We start from the raw sequence: 2,140 nt of genomic DNA, 5'->3' as shown, positions 1-2,140 counted from the left end.
TCGGGGCGCCGGCCGTACCGCCCGGTGCGCAGCTGCACGTACCGGGGATCTCCCGCTTCATCACCCCGGACCGGGATTTCTACCGGGTGGACACCGCGCTGGTCGTGCCCCGGGTGGACGCGGACACGTGGCGGCTGCGCATCCACGGGGAGGGCGTCCCGAAGCCGCTGGAGCTCGGTTTCCGGGAGCTGCTGGCCCGCCCGCTCGTCGAGCACGACATCACCCTGTGCTGCGTGTCGAACGAGGTCGGGGGCCCGTACGTGGGCAACGCCCGGTGGCTCGGCGTGCGCCTGGCCGACCTGCTGCGCGAGGCGGGCGTCAGGCCGCCGTCGCGGGGCGGTCCGGCCGATCAGCTGGTGGCGCGTTCGGTGGACGGAATGACGCTCGGCACGCCCGTCGAGACGGTCATGGACGGCCGGGAGGCGCTGCTCGCCGTCGGGATGAACGGCGAGCCGCTGCCCTTCGCACACGGCTTCCCCGTACGGATGGTCGTACCGGGCCTGTACGGGTACGTCTCGGCGTGCAAATGGCTGACGGAGCTGCGGCTGACCACGTTCGCGGCGTACGACGCGTACTGGGTGCGCCGGTCCTGGGCGGCGCAGGGCCCGGTCAAGACGCAGTCCCGGATCGACACCCCGCGCCCGTCCGCCGAGCCGCAGGAGGGCCCGGTCCCGGTGGCGGGGGTGGCGTGGGCGCAGCACCGGGGGATCGCCCGGGTGGAGGTACGGGTGGACGGGGGCCCGTGGCACGAGGCCCGGCTCGGGGAGGCGGACGGCAACGACACCTGGCGGCAGTGGGTGTGGACGTGGGAGGCGGCCCCGGGCGCGCACACGCTGGAGGTCCGGGCCACGGACGGCACGGGCGCCGTGCAGACGGGGGTGCGCACCGGGACCTTGCCGGACGGGGCGACCGGGTGGCACTCGGTCGCGGTGCGTGTCCGGCCGGCGCCCCGGAGGAAGGCATGACGCCGACATCCCGGGAATCCGCCCCGCACGTCAGGAGCCGGTCTTCGTGGAGCTGACCAGTACGTCGTTCCTCTCCGCGCTGATCGCGGTCACCGTGCTCGCCATGCTCGCCGCGCTGCTGCTGTGGAACCGGGTGCCGGGCCCCGGGTGGGTGCGCTGGCCCGTGCGGGTGCTGATGATCGCGCTGTGCCAGCTGACCTCCATCGCGGTGATCGCGGCCTGGATCAACGGCAGCTACGGCCTGTACTCCTCGTGGGACGACCTGCTGGGCACGGAGACGGCGCAGAACGCCTCGGCGATGACGGGGCCGCCGCCGGGCCGGGCGAAGTTCACCCAGGGCGGCGACGGTACGCAGATCACCTATTTCCGCGGCTCGCATTCGAAACTCGCCGGGCAGGTGATCGTGTGGACCCCGCCGGAGTACCGGGCCGCGGGGGCGGAGAAGACCCGGTTCCCGGTGCTGGTGCTGCTGCACGGATATCCGGGTTCGCCCCGGACCTGGATCGACCTGGGCAGCATGCCGGGGACGCTGACGCGGTTGGTCCGGGCGGGCGCCGCGCACCCGTTCATCGTCGTCATCCCGGAGATCTACCCGGGCGGGGTCAACACCGACTGCAGCAACACGCCGACGCGGAAGGTGGCCGGCTGGCTCGCGGAAGACGTGCCGGACGTGGTCTCGAAGAACTTCCGGACCCTGCGCGAGCCCGGCGGCTGGGGGCTGATGGGCGTCTCGACCGGGGCGTTCTGCGCGGTCAAGCTGCCGTTGCAGTACCCGAAGGTGTTCCGGGCGGGCGCGGCGCTGGACCCGGATCCCCTCTCCGGGGACCCGGAGGTGCTGGCCGACCCGGTCCTGCGGGAGCGCAACAGCCCGCTGTGGCTGGTCCGGCAGGCCAAACGGGCCGACGTCGGGCTGTTCCTGGCCACTTCCGCGCAGGACAAGGACAGCCCGCCGCGGCAGCTGGAGACGTTCGCCCGGGCCGCGGCGGGCAGCGGGGTCCGGGTCAGGACCCTCGTCCGGCCGGCCGGCGGCCACAACTTCCAGACCTGGACCGGCATGTACCCGGACGCGCTGGCCTGGCTGAGCGCGGAACTCCCGCCACCCGGTGACGGCGGGGGCCGGTGACGGGGGGGGTGACGGGGCGGTTGGCGACGGCGGGGGTTTGTGACGACGGGGG

2 protein-coding genes are annotated in these 2,140 nt (G+C 73.8%); both read left to right on the top strand.

Annotated features, from left to right (window positions below; genetic code table 11):
- Positions 1-965, top strand: a 965-nt coding sequence (locus ACFXA3_RS41485; RefSeq protein WP_385196520.1) for a molybdopterin-dependent oxidoreductase, incomplete at its 5' end; no start/stop codon positions are given.
- Positions 966-1,011: 46 nt separating this feature from the next.
- Entirely contained in the window at positions 1,012-2,088 is a 1,077-nt protein-coding gene (locus ACFXA3_RS41480; RefSeq protein ID WP_385196517.1) for an alpha/beta hydrolase, read from the top strand.
- Positions 2,089-2,140: the final 52 nt, after the last annotated feature.

It is taken from the genome of Streptomyces sp. NPDC059456, from assembly GCF_042750055.1.
GTDB lineage: Bacteria > Actinomycetota > Actinomycetes > Streptomycetales > Streptomycetaceae > Streptomyces.
Note: the sequence above shows the minus strand (reverse complement) of the source record. Positions and strands in the feature narration are given on the sequence as shown.